Raw genomic sequence first — 13763 nt, forward strand, 5'->3', positions numbered from 1 at the left:
ACGCGCTACCGGCCTGGTCCGTCCACAAGCGACACCAACCCCACCGGCAACGTCGTCCGGTCCGCCACGAAGCCGACGATCGCGTCTCGCAGCGCCCGCACCGCGCGGGTCGGGTCCACCTCGCGGCGGACCGCCAGCTGGACCACCCGGGTCATCCCCGCCTCCGGAACGAAGCGGGTCATCGGGAAGCGGTCGCCCGCCACCGTGCTCGGGACCACCGCTGCGCCCATGCCCGCGCGGACCAGTTCCAGGACCGCGTCCATTTCGCCGCCCTCGATGGCGAACACCGGTTCGAAACCCGCCGCGCGGCAGGCGTTCACCGTCGCTTCGCGGACGTCGTAGCCGCGGCGGAACATCACCAGGGGGACGTCGGCCAGTGCGTGGATGGCGAGGCGGGGGCCCGCGATCGGGGCGTCCGGTGGGGAGATGACCACCAGTTCCTCGAGCAGCACCGGCGTCGCCGCCAGGTGCGGGTCCGCCGGGGCGCTCGCCAGCAGGGCCAGGTCCAGAGCGCCTTCGGACAGGCGCTGCCGCAGGTCGCCCGAGCCGCTTTCGTGCAGTTCCAGCTGGATGCCCGGGTAACGGCGGTGGAACGCCGCCAGCATCGCCGGGAGCAGGCCCGTGCACAGGCTCGGTGGGGCGCCCAGCCGGACGCGGCCGCGGTCGAGCTCGTCCAGTTCGCGGATGGCGCGCTGGGCGGTTTCGGTCTCGGCGAGGATGCGCCGGGCGATCGGCAGCAGCGTCTCGCCCGCTTCGGTGAGCGTGACGTTGCCGCGGATGCGGTGGAACAGCGGGGCGCCCAGGTCGTGTTCGAGCGCGCGGATCTGCTGCGACAGCGAGGGCTGGGCGACGCGCACCTGTTCGGCCGCGCGGGTGAAGTGCCGGTGTTCGGCGACGGCCACGAAGTAGGCGAGCTGCTGGAACTGCACTACGTCATGATAGCCGCTGACTATCGAGAGCAGAGTTATCATGTCTTTGACCTCTCGAACTCCCCGATCTAACGTCGAGCGGGTGGTGAACGACCTCGCAACCCGGCGGACCGTCCGGGACTTCTGGGCCTCGACGATCGGCAAGAAGATCGTCATGGCGGTGAGCGGCGCGCTGCTGCTCGCGTTCGTGTTCGCGCACATGGTCGGCAACCTCAAGACCTTCCTCGGCGCCGGCGACCTCAACCACTACGCCCACTGGCTGCGCACGATCGGCGAGCCGGTGCTGCGCTACGAGTGGTTCCTCTGGATCCAGCGCGGGGTGCTCCTCGCCGCGCTGCTCCTGCACGTCACCGCGGCGGTGCAGCTGGCCCGGCGCGACCTGCGCGCGCGGCCGGTGCGCTACGTCCACCGGCGGCCAGTCCGGGCCACCTTCGCGGTGCGCACCATGCGGTGGGGCGGCGCAACGCTCGCGCTGTTCATCGTCTGGCACATCCTCGACTTCACGGTCGGCACCGTGAACCGGGACTTCGTGCCCGGCGACCCGTACCACAACCTCGTCGCGGACTTCGGGGTCTGGTGGGTGAACCTGATCTACCTCGTCGCGCTCGCGATGCTGGGCCTGCACATCCACCACGGCTTCGCCAGCGCCGCGCGCACGCTGGGCGTCACCAGCGCGCGGCGGGAACGGGCGATCGAACTCCTCGGCAGCACGACGGCGGTCGTGGTCGCGGGCGGCTACGCCCTCGTCCCGGTCGCGATCATGACAGGACTGGTGCGCTGATGGCCGACTACCTGACCGGCGACCCGATCGCCGACACCAAGGCGCCCGCCGTCCCGCTGGAAAAGCGCTGGGACGAACGGAAGTTCGCGGCCAAGCTGGTGAACCCGGCGAACCGGCGCAAGCACCGCGTGATCGTGGTGGGCACCGGGCTGGCCGGCGGCTCGGCCGGTGCGACGCTCGCCGAACAGGGCTACCACGTCGTGCAGTTCTGCTTCCAGGACTCGCCGCGGCGGGCGCACTCGGTCGCCGCGCAGGGCGGCATCAACGCCGCGAAGAACTACCGCAACGACGGCGACTCCGTGTACCGGCTGTTCCACGACACGGTCAAGGGCGGCGACTTCCGCTCCCGGGAGTCCAATGTGTACCGGCTCGCGCAGGTGTCGGCGCAGATCATCGACCAGGCCGTGGCCCAGGGCGTGCCGTTCGCCCGCGAGTACGGCGGCCTGCTCGACACCCGCTCGTTCGGCGGGGTGCAGGTGCAGCGCACGTTCTACGCGCGCGGCCAGACCGGGCAGCAGCTGCTGATCGGCGCGTACCAGGCGCTGTCGCGGCAGATCGACGCCGGGAACGTCGAGCTGCACGCGCGGACCGAGATGCTCGACCTGGTCGTCGTCGACGGCCGGGCCCGCGGCATCGTCGCGCGCGACCTCGTCACCGGGAAGATCGAAACGCACCTCGCGGACGCCGTCGTCCTCGCGACCGGCGGCTACGGCAACGTCTTCTACCTGTCCACCAACGCGAAGGGCTCCAACGCCACCGCGATCTGGCGGGCGCACAAGCGCGGGGCGTACTTCGCCAACCCGTGCTTCACCCAGATCCACCCGACGTGCATCCCGCGCTCGGGTGAGCACCAGTCGAAGCTGACGCTGATGAGCGAGTCGCTGCGCAACGACGGCCGGATCTGGGTGCCGAAGGAAAAGGGCGACACCCGGCCGCCGGCGTCAATCCCCGAGGACGAGCGCGACTACTACCTCGAACGCCTCTACCCGAGCTTCGGCAACCTCGTACCGCGGGACATCGCTTCGCGGGCGGCGAAGAACGTCTGCGACGCCGGGTTCGGCGTCGGCCCCGGCGGTCTCGGCGTCTACCTCGACTTCGCCGACGCGATCACGCGCCTCGGGCGCCCGGCCATCGAAGCCCGCTACGGCAACCTCTTCGACATGTACCAGCGCATCACGGCGGAAGACCCGTACGCGGTACCGATGCGGATCTACCCGGCCATCCACTACACGATGGGCGGGCTCTGGGTGGACTACGACCTGCAGAGCACGATCCCCGGGCTGTTCGTGATCGGCGAAGCCAACTTCTCCGACCACGGCGCCAACCGGCTCGGCGCGTCGGCGCTCATGCAGGGCCTCGCCGACGGCTACTTCGTGCTGCCCGCCACGGTCAACGACTACCTCGGCTCGACCCGGCTCGACGACGTCCGCCCGGAAGCCGTCACGCCGGTCGAAACCGAAGTGCGTGAACGGATCGAACGGCTGCTGGCGATCAAGGGCACGCGGTCGGTCGACTCGTTCCACCGCGAGCTCGGCGTGCTGATGTGGGACCACTGCGGGATGTCCCGCACCCGGGAAGGCCTGCGCAAGGCCCTCGACCGCGTGCCGGAGCTGCGCGCCGAGTTCTGGCGCGACGTCCGCATCCCCGGCCGCGGCGCGGAACTCAACCAGGAGCTGGAAAAGGCGAACCGGGTCGCCGACTTCCTCGAACTGGCCGAACTGCTGCTCGTGGACGCGCTCGCCCGCGAAGAGTCGTGCGGCGGCCACTTCCGCGAAGAACACCAGACCCCGGACGGCGAAGCGGAGCGCGACGACGAGAAGTTCGCGTACGTCGCCGCGTGGGAGTACGGCGAGAAACCCGTGCTGCACCGCGAAGAACTCGTCTTCGACCACGTCCACCCGACCCAGCGGAGCTACACGTGAAACTCACCGTCCGCATCTGGCGGCAGGCCGGCCCGGCGACCGAGGGCAGGCTGGTTCCCTACCCGGTCGACGGGGTCAGCCCGGACATGTCCTTCCTCGAGCTGCTGGACGTGCTCAACCAGGAACTGATCGCCGCCGGCGAAGAACCGGTCGCCTTCGACCACGACTGCCGCGAGGGCATCTGCGGCTCCTGCGGCGTCGTCATCAACGGGCAGGCGCACGGACCCGAGCGCACGACGGCGTGCCAGCTGCACCTGCGCTCGTTCTCCGACGGCGAGGTCGTCGACGTCGAACCGTGGCGCGCCAAGGGGTTCCCGATCATCAAGGACCTGGTCGTGGACCGGTCGGCGCTCGACCGGATCGTCCAGGCGGGCGGCTACGTCAGCGCTCCCACCGGCAGCGCCCCGGACGCCCACGCGACCCCGGTGCCCAAGCCGGACGCGGACCTGGCCTTCGACAACGCGACCTGCATCGGCTGCGGCGCCTGCGTGGCGGCCTGCCCGAACGGCTCCGCCACCCTCTTCACCGCGGCCAAGGTGACGCACCTTTCGCTGCTGCCGCAGGGACAGCCGGAACGCGGCCAGCGGGTGCTGGACATGGTCGACGCGATGGACGCCGAGGGCTTCGGCGGCTGCACCAACACGGGGGAGTGCGTGGCGTCCTGCCCGAAGGGGATCCCGTTCGCGAGCATCTCGGCCCTCAACCGCGAGTTCCGGAAGGCGAGCCGGGCCGGGCGCCGATGATCCCCGCGGCGGCCGCCATGCCCGCCGCGTTCGGGTGGTACGGGTAGGCCGGCGAGGCCGGGACCGCGCCTTCCAGCCAGCGCCCGGCGGGTCCGGCGCACAGGCCGTGCCGGGCGCTCGGCCCCCGGATGTCCACATAGGACGCACCGTGCCGCCGGGACTGGTCGGCGAGCATGGTCATCAGGCGGTCGAACGTCGCCTGGATGAACCCGGCGTCGGCGGCGGTGAACGGGTCGGCCGGGTAGCAGCCGCCCGGGCGCCAGTACGTCAGGTAGCCCGTCACGACCACGCGCGCGGCCGGCGAGCGGCGGTGGATCTCCTCGAGCGCGGCCGCGATCTTCGGGGCGGTGGCGGCGATCCGCGCGGGGAACACCGTGGCGTACTGCTCCTCGCACGACGGCGAGACCGGCGCGTCCGGGCTCGCGCACGTCACGAACGCCGACCCGAGCGCGATGTCGTTGGCGCCGATCGCCAGCGTCACGAGGGCCGTGTCGCGCCGCAGCGCGGCGAACTGCGGCGCGACCACCCCCGCCTGCCGCCCGGTGAGGTCGGCGGTGGTCGCGCCGGAGCAGGTGACGTCGGTGAGCGCCGCGCCGAGCCGGGCCGCCAGGACGTGCGGCCAGTCGTGGTCGGAGCGCAGGCAGGCCGCGTCGATCTGCACCGGGATCCCCGGGCCGGCGGCCGAGGAGTCGCCGAGCGCCACGTACCGGAGCGGCCCGGCGGTCGCGGCCGGCGCCACCATCAGCCCGGCCAGGAGCGCCACGACCAGCGCGATCCTCATCGGACCGGCTGTTCCGCGCTCGGTACCGGCGCCAGGTCACGGGCCGCGTCGCGGCGGATCGCGGCCGCCAGCAGCGGGACCAGGGCGAGGGCGACCACGGCCGCCGCGGCGAAGACGTAGTACGGGGCGACGAGGCTGTCCGTGCTGCTCTCGATCAGGCCGTAGACGTACGGGCCGATGAACCCGCCGGTGATCCCGAGCGTGTTGATGAACGCCAGCCCGGCCGCGGCCACCAGCCCGGACAGGCGCGCCATCGCGACCGACCAGAACAGCGGGAGCGTGCCGAAGGCGAAGAAGTTCGAGATGAACAGCAGGCTCACGCTCCACACGGGATCGCGCGAGAGGAGGAAGCCCAGCAGCACCAGCAGCACCGCGCCCGCGCACACGCCGATGAGCGCGACTTCGTGGCCGTGGCGGCGCTTGAACCACGGGAAGAACAGCACGCCGGCCAGTGCCGAGATCCCGCCGCTGCCCGCCACCAGCCCGATCAGGAACGGGCTGTCCAGGCCGAGGGACTGGATGTAGGCCGGGAAGTTGAAGCCGATGCCGCCGCCGATCGACTGGTTGATCAGGTAGATGGCGCCGAGCAGCAGCACGGTCGGGCGGCCGAAGGCGAGGCGCAGGCTGCCGCGCAGCTTGGTCGGCGACGCCTTGGCGTGGCCCGCGGCGCGTTCGGTCAGCACGGCGGCTTCGTCCGCGGTGAGCCACTTCGCGTCGCTGGGGCGGCTGGGCAGCGCGATCCAGACGACGGCGCCGATGACCATCGTCACCAGGCCCTCCACCAGGAACATCCACTGCCAGCCGCGCAGCCCGGCGACGCCGTGCAGCTCCATCAGCGCGCCGCCGACGGGGGAGCCGATGACGACCGCGATGCAGGGCGCGGTGTAGATCAGCCCGACGATCGTCACCCGGTGCTTCTGCGAGAACCACTGCGTGACCATGAACATCATCGCCGGGAACAGGCCGGCCTCCGCGGCGCCGAGCAGCAGCCGCAGGACGTAGAAGGACACGTCGTTCGCCACGAACACCATCGCGGCCGACACCGCGCCCCACGAGACGGCGATGCGCGTGATCCACGCGCGGGCGCCGACGCGGTAGAGGACCAGGTTGCTCGGCACTTCGAGCAGCGCGTAGCTCACGAAGAACAGGCCGGCGCCGAGCCCGTACGCGGCCGCGCTGATGCCGACGTCCGCCGCGAGCGCCGTTTTGGCGAGCGCGACGTTCGTGCGGTCGACGTACGACATGAAGTAGGCGATGCCGAGCACCGGCAGCAGCCGGGTGACGGCCTTCTTGGTGGCGAGTTCGTGCAGGAGGTCTCGTGCGTTCGTCATCGGACGCCCTTCGGGTGCATTCTCTGATAGGTGCACAGTCGCGTCTGACCTGCAATACTACGGAGTATCACGGTAAGGACGAGTCGGGTCGCCGTCAAGGGCCGCCCGGCGGTCGTGAGACGATGAGCCGATCGCAGGCGAGGAGGAACGACAGTGAGCGCGAGCCCGGACCTCGAGCCCGGTGCGCGGCGGAGGATCCTCGACGCCGCGGCCGAGGCGTTCATGGCGCACGGGTTCGCCAACGCCACGATCGACGACATCGCACGCGAGGTGGGCGCCACCAAAGGCCTGGTGTACTACCACTTCCGCTCGAAGTTCGACATCTTCCTCGCGGTGTACGAGGAGGCCATGGGCCGCGTCCGCGACCGCGTCGGGCACCACGCCGAGGGGGACGGCACGGGCCGCGAGCGGCTCGTCGCCATGGCAGTGGCGCACGCGGTGAACCTGATGGAGGACCTGGCATACCACCACGTCGTGCACCAAGCGGTGCGCGGCCAGGTGGCGACCGCGCTCAAGCCCCGCCAGCGCGACACGCTCCAGGAGCTGAACGGGTTGCGGGGCGCGTACGAGCAGCTCTTCCGCGGCGTGGTCGCGGACGGCATCGCCGACGGCTCCTTGCGGGAGGTCGACGCCGCCCTCGCCACCCGCACCCTGCTCAGCAACCTCAACGCGATCGACACCTGGTACCACCGGATCCCCGGGCAGGATCCCGCGGAGCTCCGGGAGCTGGCCGGCCGGATCGTCGACCTGCTGATCGGCGGACTCGCCGGCTCCTGAGGCTCGGCGGCTGGTTGCCGATCGACGGACCTGGACCGCCTGGCTGCCGGGTGACTGTGGCTCGGTGGCTTGGTTGCCGATTGACGGAGCCGGTCCGCCTGGCTGCCGGGTGACTGTGGCCGGCGGCTTGGTTGCCGATTGACGGAGCCGGTCCGCCTGGCTACCGTTTGTCTGCGCGCCGGTCTGGGAGCGCTCTCAGGAGTACATGACGGTACTCCTGACGGAACGGGCCGGTCGATCGAGCGCGCCCGGAGCACCCGAACCCCGAAAGCGTCCGACCATGAGACTTCCCGCACTTCGCGCCGCGCTCGCGGCCGCCACGCTCGGTGCGTCCGCCGCGCAGAGCGGGCGCTACTTCGGCGCCGCCGCAAGCTCTCCGACGCCAGTTGCACGTCCATTCTGGACCGTGAGTTCTCCGTGGTGACGCCGGAGAACGAGATGAAGACGGCCGCCACCCAGCCCTCGCAAGGCCAGTTCAGCTTCGCCAACGCCGACCAGTACCGCGGCGAGATCCACGCGTGGGACGTGGTGCACGAAGCCTTCGCCGACGGCGGTTCCGGCGGCCGCCGCGACTCCAACCTGCAGCGGACCGGCGACGACGGGATCGAGGCCGCCTTCCGGACCGCCCGCGCCGCCGACGCGAGCGCGAAACTCTGCTCCAACGACTACAACACCGAGGACTGGCCGGCCGCCAAGACCCAGGGCGTCCACCGGATGGTGCAGGACTTCAAGTCCCGCGGCGTCCCGATCGACCGCGTCGGCTTCCAACCCCACTTCGGCAGCGGCGGCCAGCCGGACAGCTTCCAGGCGACGCTCACGAACTTCGCCGCACTCGGCGTCGACGTGCGGCTCACCGAGCTGGACATCGCTCAGGCGTGCTGGACGCCCTCAACGCGGCACGGCCACGTCGTGGCCGGGCGGTACACGGAGTTCGGCTTCCAGGCCACGGGGTCCGGAACGCCGATGGTGGCCGGCTGCGGCTGAGCCACCGGTGGGTCGGGTCTGCCGCCCGGGAGGGGTCGGCAGACCCGATCCGCTAGTTCACCGACGCGGAGAAGGAGTTCACGGCGAGGCCGACGCCGCCGCTCCACGGTTCGAAGCCGGCCTGGATGCTGGTCAGGTACCAGGAGCGGTCCACGCGCGTGCGGGCGTCGACGTCGTTGACGAAGTCCAGGACGTTGAACGACCAGCTCGAGATCGTGGACTGGGCCACGTAGGACACCACGTCGTTGCCGCCGTTGTTGCCCTGCCAGACGTCCCAGCCCCGGCCGCCGATGCTGGTGGTGCCGACCTTCCCGCCGACCGGCTGCACGTTGCCGGTGCGGTTGAACCAGATCATCAGCTCCATCTGGTTGACCCCGTTGGTCTTCGCGGTCGGGTCCATCCAGATGTCGTAGGAGGCGTCGAAGGTGCCGCCGGCGTAGGTGTAGGAGATCGACGAGGGCGCGCTGCCGATCCGGCTGAGCTGGCGGGGCAGGTTCGTGCCGGGGGAGCAGTTGCCGTAGTGGCACCCGGCGTAGACGGCCGGGTAGGACAGCGGCGCGCCGCCGCTGGTGGAACCCTGCTGGGTCTGGATCCGGAACCCGCTGCCGGTGACGTTGATGCACTGGGTCGCGCTGCTGCCCCAGCGGTTGTTCATGACGACGTACCGGCCGCCGATCGTCGTCGAGCCGTACTGGTCGCAGATCAGCGTGTCCGCGTGCGCGGCCGGGGCGCCGGCGAGCGGTGCCACCAGCCCGGCCGCGGTCAGCAGGACCGCGGAAAGGGCGTGCTTGAGCTTCATCGTGCCGCCTCCACTTCGTCGTGGCCTGCGCCCCCGGTGGACGGTGCTCTGGGAGCGCTCTCAGCATGAATCGAATCCGATGAAACCACAGCGGAACCGCGAGGCAAAGGGGGTGACCGTGATCAATTTTCGAACTGGGCCCGTCGCGGTCGGTCGCCGGGTGATTGCCAAGGGTGCGTCGCGGTGGCTAGAGTCCTCCCGCTGGGAGCGCTCCCAAACTCGACGACGAGGAGAGGGCGAATGCGGGCGAGGACGGTAATGACGGCGGTACTGGCCGCCGCGACGCTGGGGCTGACGGCGGGCGCCGTGCCCGCGTCGGCCGCGGACTACGAGCGGTTGCTCAACGGCACCTTCGAAAGCGGCACCGCCGACCCCTGGTGGGCCGGCTCGGGCACGACCGCCCGGGTCACCGGCGGGGAGTTCTGCACCGCCGTCACCGGCGGCACGGCCAACGGCTACGACGCGCTGTCCGGCCAGAACGGGGTGCCGTTCGAGGCCGGGCAGCAGTACACCCTGAACTTCGACGCGCACGCGACGACCACCCAGCAGATCTCCGCCGTCGCCGGGGAAGCCGTTTCGCCGTACCGGCAGATTTCGCGCGAAGACCTGACGGTCACGCCGGCGAAGCAGCACTTCACCGTCACCTTCACGTCCACTTTGGACTTCCCGGCGGCCGGCAACGGGCAGCTGGCGTTCTGGTTCGGCGGCCAGGCCGCGGACAACACCGTCTGCCTCGACAACATCTCACTCGTCGGCGGCGTCGTCCCACCCGGCGGCCTCCCGCCCACCAGCGGCATCCGGGTGAACCAGGAAAGCTACGTACCCGGCCTGCCCAAACGGGCCACCGTGATCAGCGACGCGACCACACCGCTGACGTGGACGCTGAAGAACTCCGCCGGGACCGCCGTGGCCACCGGGCAGACCCGGCCGCGCGGTGCGGACGCCGCGTCCGGGGAAAAGGTGCACGAGATCGACTTCTCCGCCTACGAAACCGAAGGCACCGGCTACACCCTGACCGTCGGCGCGGAGACCAGCTTCCCGTTCGCCATCGCCGCGAACGGGCTCAAGCAGCTGCGGTACGACTCGCTCTCGTTCTTCTACCACCAGCGCAGCGGGATCCCGATCGAGGCCCAGTACGTCGGCGCCGGCTACGCGCGCCCCGCGGGGCACGTCAACGTGGCGCCGAACCAGGGCGACGACCGCGTGCCCTGCCGCTCGGACCTGAACTGCGGCTACACCCTCGACGTCCGCGGCGGCTGGTACGACGCGGGCGACCACGGCAAGTACGTCGTCAACGGCGGGATCGCCGCGTGGGAGCTGCTCGACGAGTACGAGCGGGCGCTGCGCGTGGGTGACGCGAGCGCGCTGGGCGACGGCAAGCTCGCCATCCCGGAACGCGCCAACGGCGTGCCCGACATCCTGGACGAGGCCCGCTGGGAGGTCGACTTCCTGCTCGAGATGCAGGTGCCGGACGGCGCCCCGGACGCGGGCATGGTGCACCACAAGATCCACGACGCGCAGTGGACGTCCCTGCCGACGCGGCCCGACCAGGACAGCCAGCCGCGCCGGCTCTCCCCGCCGAGCACCGCGGCGACGCTGAACATGGCCGCGGTCGCCGCGCAGGCGTCCCGGCTGTGGCGGACCGTCGACCCGGCGTACTCGGCGAAACTGCTCGCCGCGGCCGAAAAAGCTTACGCGGCAGCCAAAGCGAACCCGAACAAGCTCGCCGACCCGAACGACGGGACCGGCGGTGGTACCTACAGCGACAACACCGTGACCGACGAGTTCTACTGGGCGGCCGCGGAACTGTTCGCCACCACGGGCAAGAGCGCCTACCGCGGAGACGTCACGGGCTCCGCGCTCTACCGCGGCGCGAGCTTCACCACGCACGGCTTCGACTGGGCCTCCACGGGCGCGCTCGGCGACATCACGCTGGCCCTGGTGCCCACCGACCTGCCCGCGGCGGACGTCTCGGCGATCAAGACGGCGATCACCACCACCGCGGACAGCCACCTGGCTCAGCTCTCCGGTATGGGCTACCCGGCGCCGTACCGCACCGCCGACGGCACCTACGAGTGGGGATCCAACGGCCTGGTCGCGAACAACGGCGTCGTGCTCGCGCTGGCGTACGACTTCACCAAGCAGGACAAGTACCGCGACGGCGCGTTCGCGGCGCTGGACTACCTGCTGGGCCGCAACCCCGCGAACTACTCCTACGTCTCCGGCCACGGCGACCAGCCGGTGCGCAACGTGCACCACCGGTTCTGGGCGCACGAACTGGACGCGTCGCTGCCGACCGCCCCGCCCGGCGCGTTGTCCGGGGGCCCGAACAGCGGTCTGCAGGACCCGACCGCGGCCCGCCTGCTCGCCGGCTGCCCGCCCCAGCGCTGCTTCGTCGACGACATCCAGGCGTACTCGGTGAACGAGGTCGCGATCAACTGGAACTCCGCGCTGGCGTGGCTGACCAACTGGACGGCGGAGAAGTCGCCGTCGGGCGCGGACACGACCGCGCCGAGCGCACCGGGCACGCCCGCCGCGTCGGCGGTTTCGGCCACCGGCGCGACGGTGACCTGGCCGGCGGCGGCCGACCCGGAAAGCGGCGTGGCGGGCTACGACGTCGTCGGCGTGACCGGCTCGTCCCGCAAGGTGCTCGCGACCGTCGCCGGGACGAGCGCGACGCTGACCGGGCTGACGCCGTCGACCGCGTACACGCTGGTCGTCGTGGCCCGCAACGGAGCCGGCGCGAACTCGGCGGATTCGCCGTCGGCGCGCTTCACGACGCTCGCGGCGGGCGGCTGCGCGGTCACCTACGCGGCCAACACCTGGAACGGCGGCTTCACGGCGACGGTCACCCTGACCAACACCGGCACCACGGCGTGGCCGTCGTGGACGCTGAAGTTTCCCTTCCCGGGCAACCAGAAGGTGACGCAGGGCTGGTCGGCGACGTGGTCGCAGTCGGGTGCGGACGTGAGTGCGACGTCGTTGCCGTGGAACGGTTCGGTGGCCCCGGGCCGGTCGGTGGCGATCGGGTTCAACGGGAGCTACAGCGGGAGCAACGCGAACCCGCGGGCGTTCACGGTGAACGGGGTCGCCTGCGGCTGAGCGACGGACGTCACGTGCCCCGGCCGGAACACCGGCCGGGGCCGTGCGTTGTAAGGGGTGTCGGTACGGCGGTGTCGGCGACCCCCGTACCGGCCTCGAACTCCCGCTTCCGCTCGCAGGTCGACCCCCCTCAGACCTCCGCTGAGCGGGAGCGGGACCACTTTCTCGACCAGTCTGCTGGCTTCGCCGCGGGAAAGCCCGCACCCGTCGGCGATCAGCCGCGCCGGCCGGACCGGGATCGATGCCGCGGAACGAACTTCGACGTCGAGCACGTCGCGGTCGGGGGTCCGTTCCGCCGGTGTCGAGGCACCACGCACCTTTCCCATCGAGGGTGACGCGGTTGCGCCGCCGGACGACGGGGGCGTACAGCAGTTCGGCCGCGAGGCCGGGATCGTTGTGGGGCAACTGGTCCGGCAATCCGGGCCGGACGGCGCCGACGTGCACCCGCTTCAGGACGGTGAGCTTCGTGGTGCGGCGCGCGAGGAGCCAGGCGTCGAGGAGCTTGTGGTTCGCGTTGACGCGGGGCCCGGAAGCGCTCGCGAGCGCAGGCGTGGCAACGGCGGCGGACGAGGGGCAGGCAGCGCATCCGGGGTCGGCCGGCTCGGTCCGCAGCGCCACAGCCGCGCTTGGCGGCGCGGCTCCACCGGGTTTTCGCGCCGCCTAACCCGCCACGGTGTGCGGGTCGTCCGCCGGCAGCCAGACGTTCCCGGTGTCCAGCCCCAGCGAGCCGACGTCCCGGGTGAGGGCCGCGATCGCGCCGCGGACCGCCGCGCTGCTCTCGTCGCGGCGGGACACCAGGGACCACGTCCAGAACGGGGCCGGGTCCACCACCGGACGGCGGGCGAGGTCCGGGGGGACCGGGGCCGTCTGGCCCTTGGGGGAGTTCAGCACCGGGCGGCCCAGCTTGCGGACGTGGTCGAAGAACGCCGGGCCGGTGATGCCGCCGTCGTGGGTGCGGACCACCTTCGCGCCCGTCGCGCCCGCGAACTCCTCGGCGAAGACGTTCCAGGACGCCCAGCTCGCCGTGTCCGCGTCGACCAGCACGACCGTGTCCGCGGCGGCGACCGGGGCGGTGCCGGTGCCGATGGCGTGCAGGCGGTCCGCGCCGATCAGCGCGCCTTCGAGGTCGTGCTCGGCCAGGTCGGCCGCGCGGGCCCAGCTGATGGCCAGGTCGATGCTGCCGTCGGCGACGCGGCGCAGCTGGGCGTGCGAAGGCAGCACCCACGTGTCGACGTGCAGCTGCGCCACCCCGGCCACGCGGTCGAGCAGGTCGGCGGGCCGCCAGTTGACGTAGCCCAGCCGCACCGGTTCGGTCGCGGCGAAGCCCGCCGCCGAGCGGCGCAGGTCGTCGGCCTGGTCCAGCAGCGCGCGGATCCGGGGCAGCAGCGCCTCGCCGCACGCGGTGAGCGACACCGAGCGCCGGTCGCGGTCGAAGAGGCGGACGCCCAGGTCGCGTTCCAGCGCCTTGATCTGCTGGGACAGCGAGGGACCCGCGATGTGCAGCCGCTCCGCGGCCCGGCCGAAGTTCAGTTCCGTGGCGACGGCCACGAAGTACCGAAGCTGGCGTAGCTCCATATCGGCAGCTTAGTGCGGTGCGAGCACGGGCCTCCCAGC

Annotated in this window: 12 protein-coding genes and 1 pseudogene; 6 read left to right on the forward strand and 7 right to left on the reverse strand. The window is 71.5% G+C overall.

Going from position 1 to position 13763, the window contains the following annotated elements:
• Window positions 1–5 precede the first annotated feature (5 nt).
• A complete protein-coding gene (locus tag ACLJQM_RS46870) occupies window positions 6–929 on the reverse strand; it encodes a LysR family transcriptional regulator (RefSeq protein WP_247025176.1) in 924 nt (307 codons plus the stop codon).
• A gap of 82 nt (window positions 930–1011) precedes the next feature.
• Between ACLJQM_RS46870 and ACLJQM_RS46875 the strand changes: the two genes are divergently transcribed.
• The 3 genes from ACLJQM_RS46875 to ACLJQM_RS46885 are packed head-to-tail and all read left to right on the forward strand — an operon-like array spanning window position 1012 to window position 4375.
• A complete protein-coding gene (locus ACLJQM_RS46875) occupies window positions 1012–1710 on the forward strand; it encodes a succinate dehydrogenase cytochrome b subunit (RefSeq protein WP_410636512.1) in 699 nt (232 codons plus the stop codon).
• Window positions 1710–3632: a fumarate reductase/succinate dehydrogenase flavoprotein subunit gene (locus ACLJQM_RS46880; protein ID WP_410636513.1), complete on the forward strand. Its 1923-nt coding sequence runs from the start codon at window positions 1710–1712 to the stop codon at window positions 3630–3632. Before ACLJQM_RS46875 ends, ACLJQM_RS46880 begins: the two co-directional genes overlap by 1 nt.
• Window positions 3629–4375: a succinate dehydrogenase/fumarate reductase iron-sulfur subunit gene (locus ACLJQM_RS46885; protein WP_360781788.1), complete on the forward strand. Its 747-nt coding sequence runs from the start codon at window positions 3629–3631 to the stop codon at window positions 4373–4375. Before ACLJQM_RS46880 ends, ACLJQM_RS46885 begins: the two co-directional genes overlap by 4 nt.
• Here ACLJQM_RS46885 and ACLJQM_RS46890 read toward each other — a convergent pair.
• Both ACLJQM_RS46890 and ACLJQM_RS46895 read right to left on the reverse strand, forming a co-directional pair.
• Window positions 4332–5156, reverse strand: a complete 825-nt coding sequence (locus ACLJQM_RS46890) for an SGNH/GDSL hydrolase family protein (protein ID WP_360781789.1) — start codon at window positions 5154–5156, stop codon at window positions 4332–4334. The two genes, ACLJQM_RS46885 and ACLJQM_RS46890, sit on opposite strands and share 44 nt — an antisense overlap.
• Window positions 5153–6487 (reverse strand): MFS transporter, encoded by a 1335-nt coding sequence (locus ACLJQM_RS46895; protein ID WP_360781791.1) that lies wholly within the window; start codon window positions 6485–6487, stop codon window positions 5153–5155. Before ACLJQM_RS46895 ends, ACLJQM_RS46890 begins: the two co-directional genes overlap by 4 nt.
• 153 nt (window positions 6488–6640) lie before the next feature.
• Here ACLJQM_RS46895 and ACLJQM_RS46900 point away from each other — a divergent pair, with 153 nt between their 5' ends.
• Window positions 6641–7264, forward strand: coding sequence for a TetR family transcriptional regulator (locus tag ACLJQM_RS46900; protein WP_247024421.1), 624 nt, complete (start codon window positions 6641–6643; stop codon window positions 7262–7264).
• 438 nt (window positions 7265–7702) lie between these two features.
• Window positions 7703–8248 carry an endo-1,4-beta-xylanase gene (locus tag ACLJQM_RS46905; RefSeq protein ID WP_410636536.1) on the forward strand — a complete coding sequence of 182 codons (546 nt, stop codon included), beginning with the start codon at window positions 7703–7705 and terminating at the stop codon, window positions 8246–8248.
• A gap of 52 nt (window positions 8249–8300) precedes the next feature.
• Here the strand turns inward: ACLJQM_RS46905 and ACLJQM_RS46910 are convergent, their stop codons facing one another.
• Window positions 8301–9047 carry a GH12 family glycosyl hydrolase domain-containing protein gene (locus ACLJQM_RS46910; protein ID WP_360781795.1) on the reverse strand — a complete coding sequence of 249 codons (747 nt, stop codon included), beginning with the start codon at window positions 9045–9047 and terminating at the stop codon, window positions 8301–8303.
• A 258-nt stretch (window positions 9048–9305) separates the two neighbouring features.
• On the opposite strand from ACLJQM_RS46910, the gene ACLJQM_RS46915 reads away from it, so the two are divergent.
• Window positions 9306–12149 (forward strand): glycoside hydrolase family 9 protein, encoded by a 2844-nt coding sequence (locus tag ACLJQM_RS46915; protein ID WP_410636514.1) that lies wholly within the window; start codon window positions 9306–9308, stop codon window positions 12147–12149.
• Here the strand turns inward: ACLJQM_RS46915 and ACLJQM_RS46920 are convergent.
• The 3 genes and pseudogenes from ACLJQM_RS46920 to ACLJQM_RS46930 all read right to left on the reverse strand — a co-directional run bounded on the left by ACLJQM_RS46920 (window position 12089) and on the right by ACLJQM_RS46930 (window position 13724).
• Window positions 12089–12475, reverse strand: a complete 387-nt coding sequence (locus tag ACLJQM_RS46920; protein WP_410636515.1) for a DUF1062 domain-containing protein — start codon at window positions 12473–12475, stop codon at window positions 12089–12091. The genes ACLJQM_RS46915 and ACLJQM_RS46920 overlap by 61 nt on opposite strands.
• 22 nt (window positions 12476–12497) lie before the next feature.
• A pseudogene (locus tag ACLJQM_RS46925) lies at window positions 12498–12767 on the reverse strand (DUF1062 domain-containing protein); the annotation flags it as partial.
• A gap of 42 nt (window positions 12768–12809) precedes the next feature.
• Window positions 12810–13724 (reverse strand): LysR family transcriptional regulator, encoded by a 915-nt coding sequence (locus ACLJQM_RS46930; RefSeq protein ID WP_410636516.1) that lies wholly within the window; start codon window positions 13722–13724, stop codon window positions 12810–12812.
• Window positions 13725–13763 lie beyond the last annotated feature (39 nt).

Source organism: Amycolatopsis sp. cmx-4-83 (genome assembly GCF_046548815.1).
GTDB classification, from domain to species: Bacteria; Actinomycetota; Actinomycetes; order Mycobacteriales; family Pseudonocardiaceae; genus Amycolatopsis; species Amycolatopsis pretoriensis_A.

Bases quoted from the DNA above. Each gene is read 5' to 3' on its own strand.
- ACLJQM_RS46905 (WP_410636536.1), top strand. From the start codon at position 7,703: ATGAAGACGGCCGCCACCCAGCCCTCGCAAGGCCAGTTCAGCTTCGCC.
- ACLJQM_RS46910 (WP_360781795.1), bottom strand. From the start codon at position 9,047: ATGAAGCTCAAGCACGCCCTTTCCGCGGTCCTGCTGACCGCGGCCGGG.
- ACLJQM_RS46915 (WP_410636514.1), top strand. From the start codon at position 9,306: ATGACGGCGGTACTGGCCGCCGCGACGCTGGGGCTGACGGCGGGCGCC.
- ACLJQM_RS46930 (WP_410636516.1), bottom strand. From the start codon at position 13,724: ATGGAGCTACGCCAGCTTCGGTACTTCGTGGCCGTCGCCACGGAACTG.
- ACLJQM_RS46890 (WP_360781789.1), bottom strand. From the start codon at position 5,156: ATGAGGATCGCGCTGGTCGTGGCGCTCCTGGCCGGGCTGATGGTGGCG.
- ACLJQM_RS46920 (WP_410636515.1), bottom strand. From the start codon at position 12,475: ATGGGAAAGGTGCGTGGTGCCTCGACACCGGCGGAACGGACCCCCGAC.
- ACLJQM_RS46880 (WP_410636513.1), top strand. From the start codon at position 1,710: ATGGCCGACTACCTGACCGGCGACCCGATCGCCGACACCAAGGCGCCC.
- ACLJQM_RS46895 (WP_360781791.1), bottom strand. From the start codon at position 6,487: ATGACGAACGCACGAGACCTCCTGCACGAACTCGCCACCAAGAAGGCC.